Origin of the sequence: Streptomyces sp. NPDC007264, assembly GCF_042869095.1 — a bacterium.
In the GTDB taxonomy this organism is placed as follows: Bacteria; Actinomycetota; Actinomycetes; order Streptomycetales; family Streptomycetaceae; genus Streptomyces.
This window is the reverse complement of record NZ_JBIAFD010000013.1, coordinates 1-16,876: the sequence shown is the minus strand read 5'-3', so window position 1 is coordinate 16,876 and position 16,876 is coordinate 1. Positions and strand designations below refer to the sequence as shown.

At 72.8% G+C, this 16,876-nt stretch carries 13 protein-coding genes and 1 pseudogene; 8 read left to right on the top strand and 6 right to left on the bottom strand.

Features of this window, described 5'->3' with window-relative positions; all coding sequences use genetic code 11:
* Positions 1 to 15 precede the first annotated feature (15 nt).
* Positions 16 to 915: a hypothetical protein gene (locus tag ACFYMU_RS22365; RefSeq protein WP_388375803.1), complete on the bottom strand. Its 900-nt coding sequence runs from the start codon at positions 913 to 915 to the stop codon at positions 16 to 18.
* Positions 912 to 1,958 (bottom strand): SPFH domain-containing protein, encoded by a 1,047-nt coding sequence (locus ACFYMU_RS22360; protein WP_388375800.1) that lies wholly within the window; start codon positions 1,956 to 1,958, stop codon positions 912 to 914. The genes ACFYMU_RS22365 and ACFYMU_RS22360 overlap by 4 nt, the downstream gene beginning before the upstream one ends.
* A 159-nt stretch (positions 1,959 to 2,117) precedes the next feature.
* Here ACFYMU_RS22360 and ACFYMU_RS22355 point away from each other — a divergent pair, with 159 nt between their 5' ends.
* Entirely contained in the window at positions 2,118 to 3,347 is a 1,230-nt protein-coding gene (locus ACFYMU_RS22355; RefSeq protein ID WP_388375797.1) for an arginine deiminase, read from the top strand.
* 137 nt (positions 3,348 to 3,484) lie between these two features.
* Complete coding sequence (gene argF, locus ACFYMU_RS22350) at positions 3,485 to 4,492, top strand: ornithine carbamoyltransferase (RefSeq protein ID WP_388375794.1); 1,008 nt, start codon at positions 3,485 to 3,487, stop codon at positions 4,490 to 4,492.
* Positions 4,493 to 4,501: 9 nt separating this feature from the next.
* Here argF and ACFYMU_RS22345 read toward each other — a convergent pair whose 3' ends face one another.
* Positions 4,502 to 4,951 (bottom strand): ATP-binding protein, encoded by a 450-nt coding sequence (locus ACFYMU_RS22345; RefSeq protein WP_388375791.1) that lies wholly within the window; start codon positions 4,949 to 4,951, stop codon positions 4,502 to 4,504.
* A 402-nt stretch (positions 4,952 to 5,353) separates the two neighbouring features.
* Here ACFYMU_RS22345 and ACFYMU_RS22340 point away from each other — a divergent pair, with 402 nt between their 5' ends.
* Positions 5,354 to 6,181 carry an enoyl-CoA hydratase family protein gene (locus tag ACFYMU_RS22340; protein WP_388375788.1) on the top strand — a complete coding sequence of 276 codons (828 nt, stop codon included), beginning with the start codon at positions 5,354 to 5,356 and terminating at the stop codon, positions 6,179 to 6,181.
* Between the two features lie 7 nt (positions 6,182 to 6,188).
* Positions 6,189 to 8,456 carry a bifunctional salicylyl-CoA 5-hydroxylase/oxidoreductase gene (locus ACFYMU_RS22335; RefSeq protein ID WP_388375785.1) on the top strand — a complete coding sequence of 756 codons (2,268 nt, stop codon included), beginning with the start codon at positions 6,189 to 6,191 and terminating at the stop codon, positions 8,454 to 8,456.
* A 3-nt stretch (positions 8,457 to 8,459) separates the two neighbouring features.
* Here ACFYMU_RS22335 and ACFYMU_RS22330 read toward each other — a convergent pair whose 3' ends face one another.
* Together ACFYMU_RS22330 and ACFYMU_RS22325 are read right to left on the bottom strand one after the other, a co-directional pair.
* On the bottom strand, positions 8,460 to 9,278 hold the full coding sequence (locus ACFYMU_RS22330) for a PaaX family transcriptional regulator C-terminal domain-containing protein (protein ID WP_388375782.1): 819 nt from the start codon (positions 9,276 to 9,278) through the stop codon (positions 8,460 to 8,462).
* Positions 9,279 to 9,496: 218 nt separating this feature from the next.
* Positions 9,497 to 11,218 (bottom strand): annotated as a pseudogene (locus tag ACFYMU_RS22325) (AMP-binding protein); the annotation flags it as partial.
* Positions 11,219 to 11,350: 132 nt separating this feature from the next.
* On the opposite strand from ACFYMU_RS22325, the gene ACFYMU_RS22320 reads away from it, so the two are divergent.
* On the top strand, positions 11,351 to 12,562 hold the full coding sequence (locus ACFYMU_RS22320; RefSeq protein WP_388375779.1) for an acyl-CoA dehydrogenase family protein: 1,212 nt from the start codon (positions 11,351 to 11,353) through the stop codon (positions 12,560 to 12,562).
* Complete coding sequence (locus ACFYMU_RS22315; protein ID WP_388375776.1) at positions 12,559 to 12,957, top strand: RidA family protein; 399 nt, start codon at positions 12,559 to 12,561, stop codon at positions 12,955 to 12,957. The genes ACFYMU_RS22320 and ACFYMU_RS22315 overlap by 4 nt, the downstream gene beginning before the upstream one ends.
* A gap of 396 nt (positions 12,958 to 13,353) precedes the next feature.
* Here ACFYMU_RS22315 and ACFYMU_RS22310 read toward each other — a convergent pair whose 3' ends face one another.
* A complete protein-coding gene (locus tag ACFYMU_RS22310; RefSeq protein WP_388375774.1) occupies positions 13,354 to 13,923 on the bottom strand; it encodes a TIGR03086 family metal-binding protein in 570 nt (189 codons plus the stop codon).
* Positions 13,924 to 14,277: 354 nt separating this feature from the next.
* On the opposite strand from ACFYMU_RS22310, the gene ACFYMU_RS22305 reads away from it, so the two are divergent.
* Positions 14,278 to 14,943, top strand: coding sequence for an ArsR/SmtB family transcription factor (locus tag ACFYMU_RS22305; RefSeq protein ID WP_388375771.1), 666 nt, complete (start codon positions 14,278 to 14,280; stop codon positions 14,941 to 14,943).
* Positions 14,940 to 16,277: an MFS transporter gene (locus ACFYMU_RS22300; protein ID WP_388375768.1), complete on the top strand. Its 1,338-nt coding sequence runs from the start codon at positions 14,940 to 14,942 to the stop codon at positions 16,275 to 16,277. The genes ACFYMU_RS22305 and ACFYMU_RS22300 overlap by 4 nt, the downstream gene beginning before the upstream one ends.
* The last annotated feature ends 599 nt before the right edge of the window (positions 16,278 to 16,876 follow it).

Below are 16,876 nucleotides of genomic sequence, written 5' to 3'. Positions count from 1 at the left end.
AACGGCACACCGAGGTCAGCCCACCAGCCGCAACCGCTCCCCGCACACTCCCACCCGTACGGACTGCCCCCAGGTCAGCTGGATCGCGTCCGCTTCCATTCCGTCGCCGAAGGCGACCAGCCGTTCGGACTCGACGGTGAGTCCGAGCCGGGCCGAGCCGGTGAGTTCTCCGGCCACCAGGGAGGTGCCGGTGGCCGGGGACGGCCATGCCTCCCGGACGAACCACAGCAGGCGGCGCTCGGCCGGCCCGGGCAGCGGCAGGTCCGCGTTCCGCTCCTGCCACACGGACCGGATCCATCCCGTCGCGCCGGTCCCCGTGCCCACCAGGACCCCGGACGAGGCCTGGGCCTCGACGACACCCCTGTCGCCGTCGAGGCCCAGGCGGTAGCGGGCCGTCTGATGGCCCGCCGCACCGAGGTAGATCTCGTTCAGCGCGACCAGACGCTGCGTGTCGTCGGCGACGGCCTCGACCATGGTCAGTTCGTCCACGCCCGTGCCCCGCGCCTGCGCCGCCGGGAGCAGCACCGCCGCGTCCTCGGGCCGGTGCCGCACCAGAACGCCCGGATTGCGCCCGGGATCCGTGTCGATCCCCACCACCGGCTGTCCCGTGAGGTACTTGGCGACGTTCGCCACCAGCCCGTCCTGCCCGACCACGACCACCACGTCCTCGGGCGCGAACAGGAACCGGTCCAGATCGGCCCGCTCCACGCGGGACTGCCGCCAGGCCAGCGGTACCGCCGCCGCGACCTCCGCCAGGGCCCGCCGGGTGGCGCGGTGCCGTTCGGCGACCTCCTCGATGTCACGGCCCCGGGAGGAGAGGAAGAACGCGGCCTGGCCGTGGGTGCCGTGCCGGGCCACCACCTCCTCGTACTCGGTGGTCCGGTGGACGAGCACGGCCCGCGGGGCGAGACTCATGCCCGCTCCCGCGCATCCGTCCCGCCGAGCCTGGCCAGCAGGCCCGTCAGCACGTCCGGCGAGACGGTCACGCTGTCGATGCGCGGCAGGTTCTCCGCCAGCCGCGTTCCGGTGAGGGCGTGCAGCGTCGCCACGTCGACGTCCGCGTGCACCCGCAGCCATGCCTCCTGGGCCTGCGCCCGGGCCTCGCCCACCTCGCGTGCCCCCTCGGCCTCCGCGCGGGCGAGCCGTACGGAACGGGCCGCCTCGGCGTCGGCGAGCCGCACCGTCCGGGCCGCCTCCGCCTCGGCCCGCACCCCGTCGGCCGCAGCCTGCTCCTCCGCCTCGCGCCGCGCGTTCCTGCCGCGCTGCTCGACCAGCTGTTCCTCACGGCGGGCGAGTTCGATCCGGCTGGCCAGCTCGTTCTCCGCGATGGCGCGCTCCCGCTCCACGGCCACGGCGCGGCGTTCGTAGGTCGCCCGGTCCGCCTCCTGCTGGATCTGTTCGCGCGCCGGGGTGCGCAGCGCCCGCTCCACCTCGGGCTCGGGGCGCAGCGCCACGACCCGGACCGCGACCACCTCGATCCCCGTCGCGGGCAGCCGTGGCTCCGCCGCGAGCCCGGCGCCGACCCGCTCCCGTACCGCCGCGACCCCGTCGACGAGGGCCGCCGACAGGGACGTACGGGCCAGCACGTCCAGCGCGTGCTGCTGGGCCGTCTCCGTCAGGAGGGTCGAGAGCTGGTCCAGCGGCGAGCCCCGCCACACGCCGGTGTCCGGATCGATGGAGAAGTCCAGGCGTGCCGCGGCGACGGCGGGGTCGCTGATCCGGTACGTCACCGTCGCCTGCACGGCCACGTCCTGGAAGTCGGAGGTGCGGGCGTGGAACGTCATGGCCAGTTCGCGGTCGTCCACGGGGATCTCGGAGAGCGCGGCGGTCAGCGAGCGGTACCAGAAGCTCAGCCCGGGCCCGTCGTGGACCAGCCGGCCCGCCCGGTGGTGCCGGATGTGCGTGGTCGGTGCCCCGCGCAGATGACGCCAGCCGAGGCGCCGCGTGATGTCGGCCATGTGCCCGATGCCCCCTCGTGCGTGAGCCCGTGGGCCCACCCTTTTCTCGTCTGGATGACGATAATCGGGAGGCCCCCTTATCGTCAAGGGGACGAGATACGCGGTCCGGTTTGCGGGGAAACAGGGGTGAACACGCGCCCGAATGGTCAGGATGGAGGCATGGCATTCCACGTCGACTCGGAGGCCGGGCGGCTGCGCCGCGTCATCCTGCACCGGCCCGATCTCGAGCTCAAGAGGCTCACCCCCAGTAACAAGGACGCGCTGCTCTTCGACGACGTGCTGTGGGTGCGCCGGGCGCGCGCCGAGCACGACGGGTTCGCCGACGTGCTGCGCGACCGCGGGGTCGCCGTCCATCTCTTCGGTGATCTGCTCACCGAGGTCCTGGCGGTCCCGGCGGCGAGGTCCCTGGTCCTGGACCGGGTCTTCGACGAGAAGGAGTACGGGCCGCTCGCCGCCGACCATCTGCGCGGCGTCTTCGAGGTCCTGTCCGCCCCCGCGCTCGCCGAGGCGCTCGTCGGCGGCATGACCAAGCGGGAGTTCCTCGACGCGCACCCGGAGCCGACCTCCGTGCGGTTCCACGTGATGGATCTCGACGACTTCCTGCTGCGGCCCCTGCCCAATCACCTCTTCACCCGCGACACCTCCGCCTGGATCTACGACGGCGTCTCGATCAATGCGATGCGCTGGCCCGCGCGGCAGCGCGAGACCGTCCACTTCGAGGCGATCTACCGGCACCACCCGCTGTTCCGGAGCGAGGACTTCCACGTCTGGTCCGAGGGGCAGGCCGACTACCCCTCCACGATCGAGGGCGGCGACGTGCTGGTCATCGGGAACGGCGCCGTGCTCATCGGCATGAGCGAACGCACCACGCCGCAGGCCGTGGAGATGCTCGCGCACAAGCTCTTCGCCGCCGGGTCGGCCCGGACGATCGTCGCGCTCGACATGCCCAAGCGGCGCGCCTTCATGCACCTGGACACCGTGATGACCATGGTCGACGGGGACACCTTCACGCAGTACGCGGGGCTCGGCATGCTCCGCTCCTACACCATCGAGCCCGGTGCCGTGGACACGGAGCTGAAGGTCACCGACCATCCGCCGGAGCACATGCACCGGGCGATCGCCGCGGCGCTGGGGCTGAGCGAGATCCGGGTGCTGACCGCCACGCAGGACGTGCACGCGGCGGAGCGGGAGCAGTGGGACGACGGGTGCAACGTCCTGGCGGTCGAGCCGGGAGTCGTCGTCGCCTACGAACGGAACTCGACCACCAACACGCATCTGCGCAAACAGGGCATCGAGGTGATCGAGATCCCCGGGAGCGAGCTGGGCCGGGGGAGGGGCGGGCCGCGGTGCATGAGTTGCCCGGTGGAACGGGAAGCGGTCGCGCCGTGAAGTGGTCGCGCCGTGAGCGGTCGCGCCGTGACGGCGGGTGTGACGGATCGCACGTTCGCATAGAAATGTGAGGCGTCGTATAGACTTCCACTCCATTCCCGTGTCCGACCCTGCCCTCTCGTACCCTGGAGCGCCCCATGGCGACAGTCCCGACCGCCCTCGCCGGCCGCCACTTCCTCAAGGAGCTGGACTTCACCGCCGAGGAGTTCCGTGCCCTGATCGAGCTGGCCGCCGAGCTGAAGGCGGCCAAGAAGGCCAGGGCCGAGAGGCGGTACCTGGAGGGCAGGAACATCGCGCTGGTCTTCGAGAAGACCTCGACCCGCACGCGCTGCGCGTTCGAGGTCGCGGCCGCCGACCAGGGCGCGCACACCACGTACCTGGACCCGGCCGGCTCGCAGATCGGGCACAAGGAGTCCGTCAAGGACACCGCCCGGGTGCTCGGCCGGATGTTCGACGCCATCGAGTACCGGGGGAGCGGGCAGTCCGTCGTCGAGGAGCTGGCCGCCCACGCCGGCGTGCCCGTCTACAACGGCCTCACCGACGAGTGGCACCCCACCCAGATGCTCGCCGACGTGCTCACCATGACCGAGCACAGCGACAAGCCGCTGACCGGCATCGCCTTCGCCTACCTCGGCGACGCCCGCTCCAACATGGGCAACTCCTACCTCGTCACCGGGGCCCTGCTCGGCATGGACGTACGCATCGTCGGCCCCGAGCCGCTGTGGCCCGGCGACGAGGTCGTCGAGGCGGCCCGGCGCCTTGCGCGCACCTCCGGCGCCCGGATCACGCTGACCGAGGACGTGAAGGAGGGCGTGCACGGCGCCGACTTCGTGGCCACCGACGTGTGGGTGTCGATGGGTGAGCCCAAGGAGGTCTGGGACGAGCGCATAGCGCTGCTCGGCCCGTACGCCGTGACCATGGACGTGCTGCGCGCCACCGGCAACGACGACGTGAAGTTCCTGCACTGTCTGCCGGCCTTCCACGACCTCGGCACCGCCGTGGGCCGCGAGATCCACGAGCGGCACGGGCTGACCGAGCTGGAGGTCACCGACGAGGTGTTCGAGTCCGCGCACTCCGTCGTCTTCGACGAGGCCGAGAACCGCATGCACACCATCAAGGCGATCCTGGTCGCCACGCTCGCCTGACCGGGGCCCTCACACCGGGCGGCGCGGCCCCGGGACGGCCGGCAGCCGGAACCACACCGCCTTGCCGGACCGGGTGGGGCGGTGGCCGCAGGACGAGCTGAGGCTACGGATCAGCAGCAGGCCCCGCCCGTGCTCCTGCCAGGGATCGGGCGGCCCCGCGACCGGGCGGGTCAGATTGCCGGGCGGCGCCGGGTCGGGGTCGTGCACCTCGACCGTGCAGCCCGTCGGCATCAGCTCGACGACCAGCTCTATCGGTCCGTCGCCCGTGGCGTGCTCCACGGCGTTCGCCACCAGCTCCGCGGTGAGCAGCTCCGCGGTGTCGCTGTCCGCCGGGTGCTCGATCTCCGCCAGTGCCGTACGGACCAGTGCCCGGGCGACGGGCACGGCCGCGGCGGTCTGCGGCAGCGCGATGCGCCAGGAGGCGGGGGCGGGCGGCTCGTGCAAGGCGGGTCCGTTCATGGCGCAGGCTGTCCTGCTTCCGACTCGGGCATGGTACGGGGCACCCCGCAAGGGGCGGTCGGCGGGCTCGGTCCGGGGCCTCGACGGGCTCCGGTACCGGGGTGCGTACCCCTACCGACGTCCGGCCGCGCACGGCCGGACGCCTCGTTACCGGCCTGTCGACAAGGTGTGACGCAGGCCGGGCGGCTCTGTCGCACGGCGCCCGGCGCGCACCGCGCACGACCGCCTCCTTCCGGTCCACGGGGTCGATCACGGGACGGTTCACCGGAGTCAGGAAAAATCCGGGCGTATCGCGATCACGTTTCCCGTTTATAGCGCCATCCTGACGACAGTCACGAGACGGTGATAACTTCGGAGAGGCACAGCCGACAGCCGCCGTCCCGTCCGAGGAGGCCGCACGTCATGAGTCCCTTCACCGGTTCCGCCGCCCGCACCTCCGACTGGCGGCACCTGCGGTGCACCCACGCCGACGGGGTCGCGACGGTGACACTGGCCCGCCCCGACAAACTCAACGCGCTCACCTTCGGCGCGTACGCCGACCTGCGCGACCTGCTCGCCGAGCTGTCCAGGGAGAAGTCCGTCCGGGCCCTGGTCCTGGCCGGCGAAGGACGCGGCTTCTGCTCGGGCGGCGACGTCGACGAGATCATCGGCGCCACCCTGTCCATGGACACCGCCCGGCTGCTCGACTTCAACCGCATGACCGGACAGGTCGTACGGGCCCTGCGGGAGTGCCCGTTCCCGGTCGTGGCCGCCGTGCACGGGGTGGCCGCCGGCGCCGGTGCCGTCCTCGCGCTGGCCGCGGACTTCCGGGTGGCCGACCCCTCCGCCCGCTTCGCGTTCCTCTTCACCAAGGTCGGGCTGTCCGGCGGCGACATGGGCGCCGCCTATCTGCTGCCGCGGGTCGTGGGGCTCGGCCACGCCACCCGACTGCTCATGCTCGGCGAGCAGGTGCGGGCGCCCGAGGCCGAGCGGATCGGGCTGATCAGCGAGCTGACCGAGGAGGGCCGCGCCGACGAGGCCGCCCAGGCGCTGGCCCGCCGGCTCGCCGACGGCCCGGCGCTCGCCCACGCGCAGACCAAGGCGCTGCTGACCGCCGAACTCGACATGCCGCTCGCCGCCGCGGTGGAACTGGACGCCTCGACCCAGGCGCTGCTGATGAACGGCGAGGACTACGCCGAGTTCCACGCCGCGTTCACCGAGAAGCGGGCCCCCAAGTGGCGGGGGCGGTGACCGGGCGATGCGCGTCGCGGTGATCGGCGGAGGGCCGGGAGGGCTGTACGCGGCGGCGCTGCTCAAACGCCTCGACCCCGCCCGCGAGGTCACGGTCTGGGAACGCAACGCCCCCGACGACACCTTCGGCTTCGGCGTCGTGCTGTCCGACGAGACGCTCGGCGGCATCGAGCACGCGGATCCGGTCGTGTACGAGGCGCTGAAGGCCGAGTTCGTGCGCTGGGACGACATCGACATCGTCCACCGGGGCGTGCGGCACACCTCCGGCGGCCACGGCTTCGCCGCGCTCGGCCGGCGCCGGCTCCTGGAGATCCTGCACGAGCGCTGCCGCGGGCTCGGGGTCGAACTGCGCTTCAGGACCGAAGCCCCCGATCCGGCCCGGCTGACGGAGACGTACGACCTGGTGATCGCCGCCGACGGGGTGCACAGCACCACCCGCGAGGCGCACGCCGAGGCGTTCGGGCCCTCGGTCGAGGAGCACCGCTGCCGCTACATCTGGCTCGCCGCCGACGTCGCCTTCGACGCGTTCCGCTTCGAGATCGCCGAGACCGAGCACGGCGTGATGCAACTGCACGGCTACCCCTACGCGCCCGACGCCTCCACGGTGATCGTCGAGATGCGCGAGGAGGTCTGGCGGGCGGCCGGGTTCGCCGAGGTGGAGACCGCCGAGTCCGTCGAGCGCTGCGCCAAGATCTTCGCGGACGCGCTCGGCGGCCGGTCCCTGCGGTCCAACAACTCCGCCTGGACCACCTTCCGCACCGTCGTCAACGACCGCTGGTCGCACGGCAACCTGGTCCTCCTCGGCGACGCCGCACACACCGCGCACTTCTCGATCGGCTCCGGTACCAAGCTGGCGGTCGAGGACGCGCTGGCGCTGGCCGCCTGCCTGCGCGAGCACTCCTCGCTGCCTGCGGCACTGGCCGCCTACGAGGAGGAGCGCCGCCCGGTCGTCGCCTCCACCCAGCGCGCGGCCCGGGCCAGCCTGGAGTGGTTCGAGAACCTCGCGCTGCACCTCGGCGAGCCTCCCCGGCAGTTCGCCTTCAACCTGCTCACCCGCAGCCGCCGGGTCACCCACGACAACCTGCGGCTGCGCGACCCGCACTTCACCGACGCGGTGGAGCGCGAGTTCGGCTGCCCGCCCGGCACACCCCCGATGTTCACCCCCTTCCGGCTGCGCGGGCTGACCCTGCGCAACCGGGTCGTGGTCTCGCCCATGGACATGTACTCGGCGGTCGACGGCGTCCCGGGCGACTTCCACCTGGTCCATCTGGGCGCACGGGCGCTCGGCGGGGCCGGTCTGGTGATGACCGAGATGGTGTGCGTGAGCGCCGAGGGCCGGATCACCCCCGGCTGCGCCGGGCTCTACACCGGGCGGCAGGCCGAGGCGTGGCGGCGGATCACCGACTTCGTGCACGCGCAGGCACCGGGCACCGCGATCGGCGTGCAGCTCGGGCACAGCGGCCGCAAGGGCTCCACCAAGCTGATGTGGGAGGGCATGGACGAGCCGCTGGACGAGGGCAACTGGCCGCTCGTGGCCGCCTCCCCGATCCCGTACACGCCGGCGAGCCAGACACCCCGCGAGCTCTCCCGCGCCCAGCTGACCGACATCCGCGAGCAGTTCGCGGCCGCCGCCTGGCGTGCCGCCCGCTGCGGATTCGACCTCCTCGAACTCCACTGCGCCCACGGATATCTGCTCTCCGGGTTCCTCTCGCCGCTCACCAACCACCGCACGGACGGCTACGGCGGCACCCTCGCACAGCGGCTGCGCTTCCCGCTCGAGGTCTTCGACGCCGTGCGGGCGGTGTGGCCCGAGGACAAGCCCATGACGGTACGGATCTCCGCGACCGACTGGGCCGAGGGCGGCACCACGGCCGAGGACGCCGTCGAGATCGCCCGCGCCTTCGCCGCGCACGGCGCCGACGCGATCGACGTGTCGACCGGGCAGGTGGTGGCCGGGGAGCAGCCGGCGTACGGGCGCTCGTACCAGACGCCGTACGCCGACCGGATCCGCCACGAGACCGGAGCGCCGGTGATCGCGGTGGGTGCCATCTCCTCCTGGGACGACGTCAACTCGCTGATCCTGGCCGGCCGCACCGATCTGTGCGCGCTGGCCCGGCCGCATCTGTACGACCCGCACTGGACGCTGCACGCGGCGGCCGAGCAGGGGTACAGCGGGCCGGGCGTGGTGTGGCCCGCGCCCTACCGGGCGGGCAGCCGGCGCCCGCAGACGGGGCGCGCCGACGCCCCGAAGCCCCGGCTCACCCTCGGCGGCTGAGGCTCACCCCGGCGGGTCCGCCAACCCCGCGAAGACCGCTCCCGCGTCCCGCAGCCGCTGGTGCAGCGCCCGGAAGACCACGGCCGAGCGGGCACCGGGCCAGTCGCGGGGGAGCAGTCCGGCCGGCAGCCCCGGGTCGGCGTACGGCAGATGGCGCCAGGAGTCCAGGGCGAGCAGGTAGTCGCGGTACGCCTCCTCGGGCGGGGTGTCCTCACGGTCCTCCCAGACGTGCAGCACGCGCGCGTGGCGGTCGAGGAACGCCTCGTGCTGCTCGGCGATCGCGGCCAGGTCCCACCACCGCGTCACCGCCTGCACGGTCGGCGTGAAACCGAGGTGCTCGCCGCGGAAGAAGTCCACGTACGCGTCCAGACCCAGCCGCTGAAGGGTGTGGCGGGTCTCCTCGTACAGGCGGGCCGGGGCGATCCACACCCCCGGGGCCGCCGTGCCGAAGCCGAGCCCCGCCAGCCGGGAGCGCAGCAGGTGCCGCTTCTGACGCTCCGACTCCGGTACGGAGAACACCGCGAGCACCCAGCCCTCGTCCCGCGGGGGCGTCGTCGCGTACACGCGCCGGTCGCCGTCGTCGAGCACCTGCCGGGCCTCCGGCGACAGCGCGTACCCGGCGGCGCCCGCCGCCGTGCGCCCGGGCACCAGCAGTCCGCGCCGTTTCAGCCGGGACACCGACGAGCGCACGGACGGCGCGTCCACGCCGACCGCGCCGAGCAGCCTGATCAGCTCGGCCACCGGGACCGGGCCGGGGGCGAAGCGGCCGTAGGCGCCGTAGAACGTGACGATGAGGGAGCGGGGAGCGTGCTGATCGGACACGTGATCACTCTAGATCGTCCGCGTCACTCATGATCACCTTGTACCCGTACGGAGTTGACGCCTGGGCCGTCGCCCGGGCCGTCGCCCGGGCCGTCGCCCGTGCCGTCGTCCGCGCGGGTGGCGGCCCGCGCGGATGCGGCCGGGTCCGGCGGCGCCGGCGCGGAGGGGTCGGACGGCGGGGGCACGGCCGGGTTCGGCGGCGTGGGCACGGCCGGGTCCGTCCGCAGCCGGAAGCGCTGGAGCTTGCCCGTCGCCGTGCGCGGCAGCGCGTCCAGGAAGACGAACTCGCGCGGGCACTTGTACGGGGCCAGCTCGGACGTGAGGAAGGCGCGCAGCGCCTCGGGGTCGCGCCGCGCCCCCGGGCGCAGGACCGCGTAGGCCACCACCACCTGGCCGCGGGCCTCGTCGGGCCGTCCGACGACCGCCGTCTCGAGCACGTCGGGATGACGCAGCAGGGCCTCCTCGACCTCGGGACCCGCGATGTTGTACCCGGCCGAGACGATCATGTCGTCGGCGCGCGCGACATAGCGGAAGTAGCCGTCGGGATCGCGGACATAGGTGTCGCCGGTGATGTTCCAGCCGCCTCGGACGTACTCCCGCTGCCGCGGGTCGGCCAGATAGCGGCAGCCGACCGGGCCGCGCACCGCGAGCAGCCCGGGTTCGCCGTCGGGCACGGGCCTGCCGTGCGCGTCCTGCACGCGCGCCTGCCACCCCGGCACGGGAACTCCCGTGGTTCCGGGGCGGATCCGGTCGTCCGCGGCGGAGATGAAGATGTGCAGCAGCTCGGTGGCGCCGATGCCGTTGATGATGCGCAGCCCGGTGCGCTCGTGCCAGGCCCGCCAGGTGGCGGCGGGCAGGTTCTCGCCGGCCGACACGCACCGCCGCAGTGACGCGATGTCGTGGCCGTTCAGTTCGCCGAGCATCGTTCGGTACGCGGTCGGCGCGGTGAACAGCACGGAGACGTGGTGCTCGGCGATCGCGGGCAACAGCTGCCGGGGGCCCGCCTGTTCGAGCAGCAGGGCGCTGGCACCGGCCCGCAGCGGGAAGACGACGAGGCCGCCGAGCCCGAAGGTGAAGCCCAGCGGGGGGCTGCCCGCGAACACGTCCTCGGGGCGCGGCCGCAGCACGTGCCGGGAGAAGGTGTCCGCGACGGCGAGCACGTCCCGGTGGAAGTGCATACAGCCCTTCGGGCGGCCGGTGGTGCCGGAGGTGAAGGCGATGAGCGCCACGTCGTCCGCGGCCGTCGCCACCGGCGGGAAGGGCTCCTCGGGTACCGGCAGGCGCAACAGGTCGTCGGGGCCGTCGCCGCCGTAGGTGGTGATGCGCAGGCCGGGGACGTCGGCCTTCACCAGGTCGTCGGCCGCGCGGACGTCGCACAGGGCGTGGCCGACCCGGGCGATCTCGCACATGGTGCGCAGCTCGTGCGGGCGCTGCTGGGCGAGCACGGTGACGGCGACCGCGCCGGCCTTGAGCACGGCCAGCCAACAGGCGGCGAGCCAGGGGGTGGTGGGACCGCGCAGCAGGACGCGGTTGCCGGGCACGACGCCGAGGCGGGAGATGAGCGCGTGGGCGATCCGGTCGACGCGGGTGCGCAGATCGCCGTACGTCCACACGCCGCCGTCCGCCGTGCGGAACGCGGGGCGGACGGGATCGGTGCCGTCGAGCAGTTCGGCGGCCGCGTTCAGCCGTTCGGGGTAATGCAGCCCCGGCAGATCGAAGGGGAGGTGCGGCCACTGCTCGCGGGGCGGGAGATGGTCGCGGGTGAAGGTGTCGCGGTGGGCGGTGGGGGCCCCCGCCGCTGCCGCGCCCCTCACGGCGCCCGCGCCGCTTTCCGCGTCCGTGGCGTCCGTGTCCGTGGTGTCCGTGTCTGTGGCGTGCGGGGCCGTGGTGTCCGTGTCCGTGGTGTCCGTGGTGGCGCTCGCGGCGTCCCTCTGGTCCATGGCGGTTCGCCCCCTCGTCGTGGTGGGCTCGCACAGGGAGCGTATCGTGTTGGTGACGACAGTCAATGCTCCGCGATACGGTCGGGTCGTCGACGCACGCACCCTGTTCGCCGCCAGGAGAGGGGACCGGCAGTGACCGCATTCTCGCTCGATCCGGCACAGACCGCCCGGTGTGCGGAGCTGCGCACGCTGGCCGCCCGGCGGCTGCGGCCGCTCGCTGAGCAGGGCGAGCCGGGCCGCGTCAACCGCGCACTCGTCGCCGGACTCGGCCGACTCGGCCTGCTGGAACGCCTGTTCACCTCCGGTGCGCTGGACCTGTGCCTGATGCGGGAGTCCCTGGCGTACGCCTGCACGGAGGCCGAGACCGCGCTCGCCCTGCAGGGCCTGGGCGCCCATCCGGTGCATGCGCACGGCACCCCGGCCCAGCGCGCCCGCTGGCTGCCCGGCGTCCGCGCGGGCACCGCCGTGGCCGCCTTCGCCCTGACCGAACCGGACGCGGGCTCGGACGCGGCGGCGCTGAACCTCACGGCGCGCCCCGATCTTTCGTCCGGCTGGCGGCTCACCGGCGAGAAGTGCTGGATCTCCAACGCGCCCGAGGCCGACTTCTACACCGTCTTCGCCCGCACCACCCCCGGGGCCGGCTCCCGGGGCGTGACCGCGTTCCTCGTGCCCGCCGACCGCCCCGGCCTGAGCGGCGCCCCGCTCGACATGCTCTCGCCGCACCCCATCGGCGCCCTCTCCTTCGACGCCGTGCCGGTGACCGCGGACGACGTCCTCGGCGAGCCCGACCGCGGCTTCCGCGTCGCCATGACCACCCTCAATCTGTTCCGTCCCAGCGTCGGCGCCTTCGCGGTCGGCATGGCGCAGGCGGCCCTCGACGCGACACTCGCGCACACCGCCGCACGGGACGCCTTCGGCGGGAAGCTGAAGGACCTTCAGGCCGTCTCCCACCAGGTCGCCGAGATGGCCCTGCGCACCGAGGCGGCCCGCCTCATGGTGTACGCGGCGGCCACGGCGTACGACGACGGCGCCCCGGACGTGCCGCGCCGGTCCGCCATGGCCAAGCTGCTCGCCACCGAGACCGCCCAGTACGTCGTCGACACGGCCGTCCAACTGCACGGCGCGCGCGCCCTGCGCCGCGGCCACCTCCTCGAACACCTCTACCGCGAGGTGCGCGCCCCCCGGATCTACGAGGGCGCGAGCGAGGTCCAGCGCGGCATCATCGCCAAGGAGCTGTACGCGACCGCGGAGGCCGCGGAGCCGGCGGAGACCGCGGAGGCGAGGAAGACGGCGACGACCGTGGAACCCGTGGAACCTGTGGAGACCGTGGAGGCCGCCCCATGACCGCCGAACGCCTGAACCCGTCCGACCTCTCCCCGCCCACCGGCTTCTCCCATGCCGTCGTCGCCACCGGCACCCGGCTGGTCTTCCTGGCGGGCCAGACCGCCCTCGACAAGGACGGCAAGGTGGTCGGCGACACGCTGGCCGAGCAGTTCGAGCAGGCGCTCACCAACCTGCTCACCGCCCTGGGCGCGGCCGGCGGAACGCCCGCGGACCTCGCCCGTGTCACCGTCTACGCCGCCGACGTGGCCGACTACCGCGCGCACGCGCCCGAACTGGGGCGCATCTGGCACGCGTTGGCCGGCCGCGACTACCCCGCGATGGCCGTCGTGGGCGCCGTGCGCCTCTGGGACGAGGAGGCACTCGTGGAACTCGACGGCTTCGCGGTGCTGCCGTAGCCGGAGTGCCGGCAGGGTGGGCCTCACCGGGGTTCGGGCGTCGGTGCCTTGACGCGGCCGGGGGTGGTCACCGGCGCCGAGGGCAGGCGGGTGGGTCGCGACCTGGGGCCCTGGGCCGCGACTCGGTGGTGACGGGCAGCCATGCGGGCGGCGGTACGACTGCTGAGGCTCGTGTGACCGGTGAGGCTGCCCGTCGCGTCCCTGCCGCGCATTCCCCCACCCACCGTGAGCCACCGCACCGGCTCGCCGCAGCCGACTTCGCGGGTGCGGTGCCGCTGCGCCCCCGTCGTGCCGCGTGGGACGACGGCAACTGCGTGAAGGTGCCGGTGGAGGCGCCGACTCGGGGCGTAGCGTGGTTCAGGGCGTCCGAGTGGGGGCAGTTCCACCCGAGCCGCCTCACAGCTGTGGTGGGACCGGTCGGCCGAGAAACGCGGCAAGCCGGTCAAGGGCCGGAGCCATCTCCTCGACGGGGCGCGGCTCGGCGAATCGTCCCGCTCGGGACTGCGGGGAGAGTTGGGCCTGAGCGAACGCCAGAGCCTGCTCGGCAAGGTCTTCGGGCAGCCGGGCAGGGACTTGGATGGCCTGGGCGAGGTCCCATCCATGAGCGAGCAGATCGTACAGGCGGATCTGCAAGCGCTCGGCGCCCGTGGCGCTCCCCAAGGGTCCGCGACAACTCCGCTCGAGCACCCCAGGGGCGGAGAACGCTGCCAGCAGCGAAGCACTGGAGGCCCGGTAGGCACCGACCGGGTCGTCGCCGAGGCGGTCTACTCCCCGTTCGGGCATCGGGCCGCCCTCGATCATCGCTGCGAACACCAGGTCCATGCCGACCAGGTGGGCCACCACCTCGCGCACGTTCCATTCCGTGCACGGCGTCGGCTCCTTCCACTGCTCGGGGCGGACCTCGGCGAGCAGGTCGCCCACAGACGTGCATGCACGTGCGAGATCTTCGACGGAAACGGTAGTCATCGGGGGAGACTACGACGTCAACTGCCGGGCTGCCCAAGGAATTTGCATCGGTGCGAAGAAGCTCCGCCGAAGGCCGACGTACCGGCAAGAACCCTGTCACCAGCCGTAAGTCGCGGTGATGGGTCCTCGGACCGGTGGTTGGGGCAGTTCCGGCGTGCTCGCCGACTCGGCGCGTGCGAGGCGGCCGCCGCCTGGAAGATCGGCGGTGTCGTCGTCCCGGGGTGGACGGCTGCACCCCGCCGGATCGTACGGAAAACGGTGCCCCTCAAGTCCCGGCGACGGCCACCTGAACCGCAAAGAGTTCTTCGCGAAGGCCTCTTTGCGAAGAACCTTTCGCGAACTACCCTGTGTCGCATGGCTGATGCAGTGACAAGACCGGATGGCCCGAACGCTGAAGAGGACTCGGTCGTCCTGGACGCCAAGGGGCTGCGTGCCCTGGCGCATCCGGTGCGCGTGCAGTTGGTCGGGCTGCTGCGGAAGTACGGCCCGTCGACGGCCACCCGGCTCGCGGAGCGGCTGGGTGTGAACTCCGGTACGGCCAGCTACCACCTACGGCAGCTCGGCGCGGCCGGTTTCGTCGAGGAGGACACCGAACGCGGCAACGCGCGTGAGCGCTGGTGGCGTTCGGTGCATCGGACGACCTGGTTCAACGATCCGGAGCTGGCCGAGCGGGAGCCCGAGGCCGCACTGGCCTACCAGCAGTCCGTCGCCGCCATCTACACCCTGCGCACGCAGCAGACACTGAACGGGCTTCAGGTAATGCCTCGTGCATGGCGGAACACCTTCGACCTGAGCGACTGGGCCCTGCGGCTCACGCCCGAGGAGGCCGCTGCCCTGTACCGGGAGTTGGCGGAAGTCATCGCGCGCTACCGGCGAGACGCGCCGGAAACGGCGGCGAGTGCCCCCGAGGGAGCCGAACGGGTCGCCGTGATCACGCAGATCCTGCCCGAACTGGATACGCCTGCCACCTCGTCACTCCCTTCCGGCCCTCAGGAAGAGGAAGGAAGCCCGACGTCATGACCGTCGACGCCTCGAAGGCCGGCGGCACACCCGGCAGGAGGTCCTTACGGCCGTTGGGCGGGGTGCTGACGGCCATGGCCGTGTCACTGACCGGCACACGGATCTCCGTCGTGGCCCTGCCGTGGTTCGTCCTCGTCACAACCGGTAGCGCCACCCGGACCGGACTGGTCGCCTTCTGCGAGATGACTCCCTACGTGGTGGTCAAGGCGTTCACCGGACCGCTGGTGGACCGGATCGGCCCGCGGGCCGTTTCCTGGACCACCGACCTGGCCAGCGCGACCGCCGCCGCCGCGGTTCCCCTGCTCCACACCCTGCACCTGCTGTCCTTTCCGCTCCTGCTGGCCCTGGTCGCGCTGATCGGCGCGGCCCGGGGACCCGGCGACCTGGCCAAGGAGGTGATGGTGCCGGAGGCGGCCGAACGCGGCCGGGTGCCGCTCGAGCGGGCCACCGGTCTGTCCGGCGTCATCGAGCGGCTCGCCTCCACCGTCGGCCTGGCGGCCGGCGGATCCCTGGTGGCGCTGCTCGGTCCCCTGACCGGACTCGCCGTCAACGCGGGCTGTTTCGCCCTCGGATCGTTGATCATCAAACTCGCACTGCCTCGTGGCATGGGGCACACGGCCGAGGAATCCCCCTCGCCGGGCCGGGGAACGGCGCCGGGCTACTGGCGACGGTTCGGCGAGGGCCTCACCTTCCTGCGCGGCGAGCCGCTGCTGCTCACCGTCATCGTCATGTGCGGCATCACCAACCTGCTGGACGCGGCGATCACCTCGGTGCTCGTACCCGTCTGGGCCAGGGAGTCGGGTCATGGGCCGACCGCGATCGGCCTGATGGGAAGCCTGATGGGGGCCGCGGGGGTCGGTGGGAGCCTGGTCGCCGCGGTGGTCGCGCACCGGCTGCGGCGGCGGGTGGTGGTTCTCACCGGGTTCCTGCTGGCCGGGGCACCGAGGTTCCTGATCCTCGCCGTCGATGCCCCGTTGGGGGCGGTACTGGCCGTCTTCGCGGTCAGTGGGTTCGGCGCCGGCTTCGTCAACCCGGTGCTGGGAGCCGTCCTCGTCGAGCGGGTGCCGCGCCGGATGCTGGGCCGGGTCAATGCACTCGGTGACTCGCTGTCCTGGGCCGGCATCCCTCTCGGCGGGCTGCTCGCCGGGGCCGCGGTGACCGCTGCCGGACTCGCGCCGGTGCTGCTCGCCTGCGGCGCCGCGTACTTCCTCACCACGAATCTGGCCGGACTGCGGCGGGAATGGCGAGAGATGGACCGTACGCGTCGGCGGGGAGTCGTGAGGCCGCATTCCGAGGAAGGCGCCTCACAAGGCAGTGCCAGCGCAGCGACATGACGTGTTCGGCACGCCGCTGCCAGGATACGAGGCTGCGGCCGGTACGACAGGGTCCCGGAGCCGGTGCGCACGGCGGGGATCGCCGGACCTGATCCGCCCGAGCCCCCTACAGCCCGTACGACCGCCTGCCACAGCCGGCGCCGGGCACGGGAAGCCGGGCGGGCCTCACCGGGGTTCGGGCGTCGGTGTCTTGACGCGGCCAGGCGTGGTCACCGGCGCCGACGACGGCAGGCGGGTGGGGCACGACCTGTGGCTCTGGGCTGCGACTCGGTGGTGATGGGCAGCAACTGGAGGGTCCGTGCCGGCCAGCAGCCTCCGGGGCAGGGCCCCGGGTCCGCAACGTGACACAAACCCTCCACCTGCGGGCGGCGGCATGACTGCTGAGGCTCGTGTGGATTCACGGTGTCCGAGTGGGGGCCGCGTCGGGGCGGGACTGAGCCGTGGCCACGTACGCGGGGTCCGCGTACGGGCCCACGGGGTGGACGGTACGCGAAACCGATCCCTCTTGAGTTCTATCGGTGGTTGCGAACGCCCCGGAAGGAGACGTTCGGATGCCGAAGTACGCCCCCAACAAGATGCCGATCGTGGTGAAGAAGCGG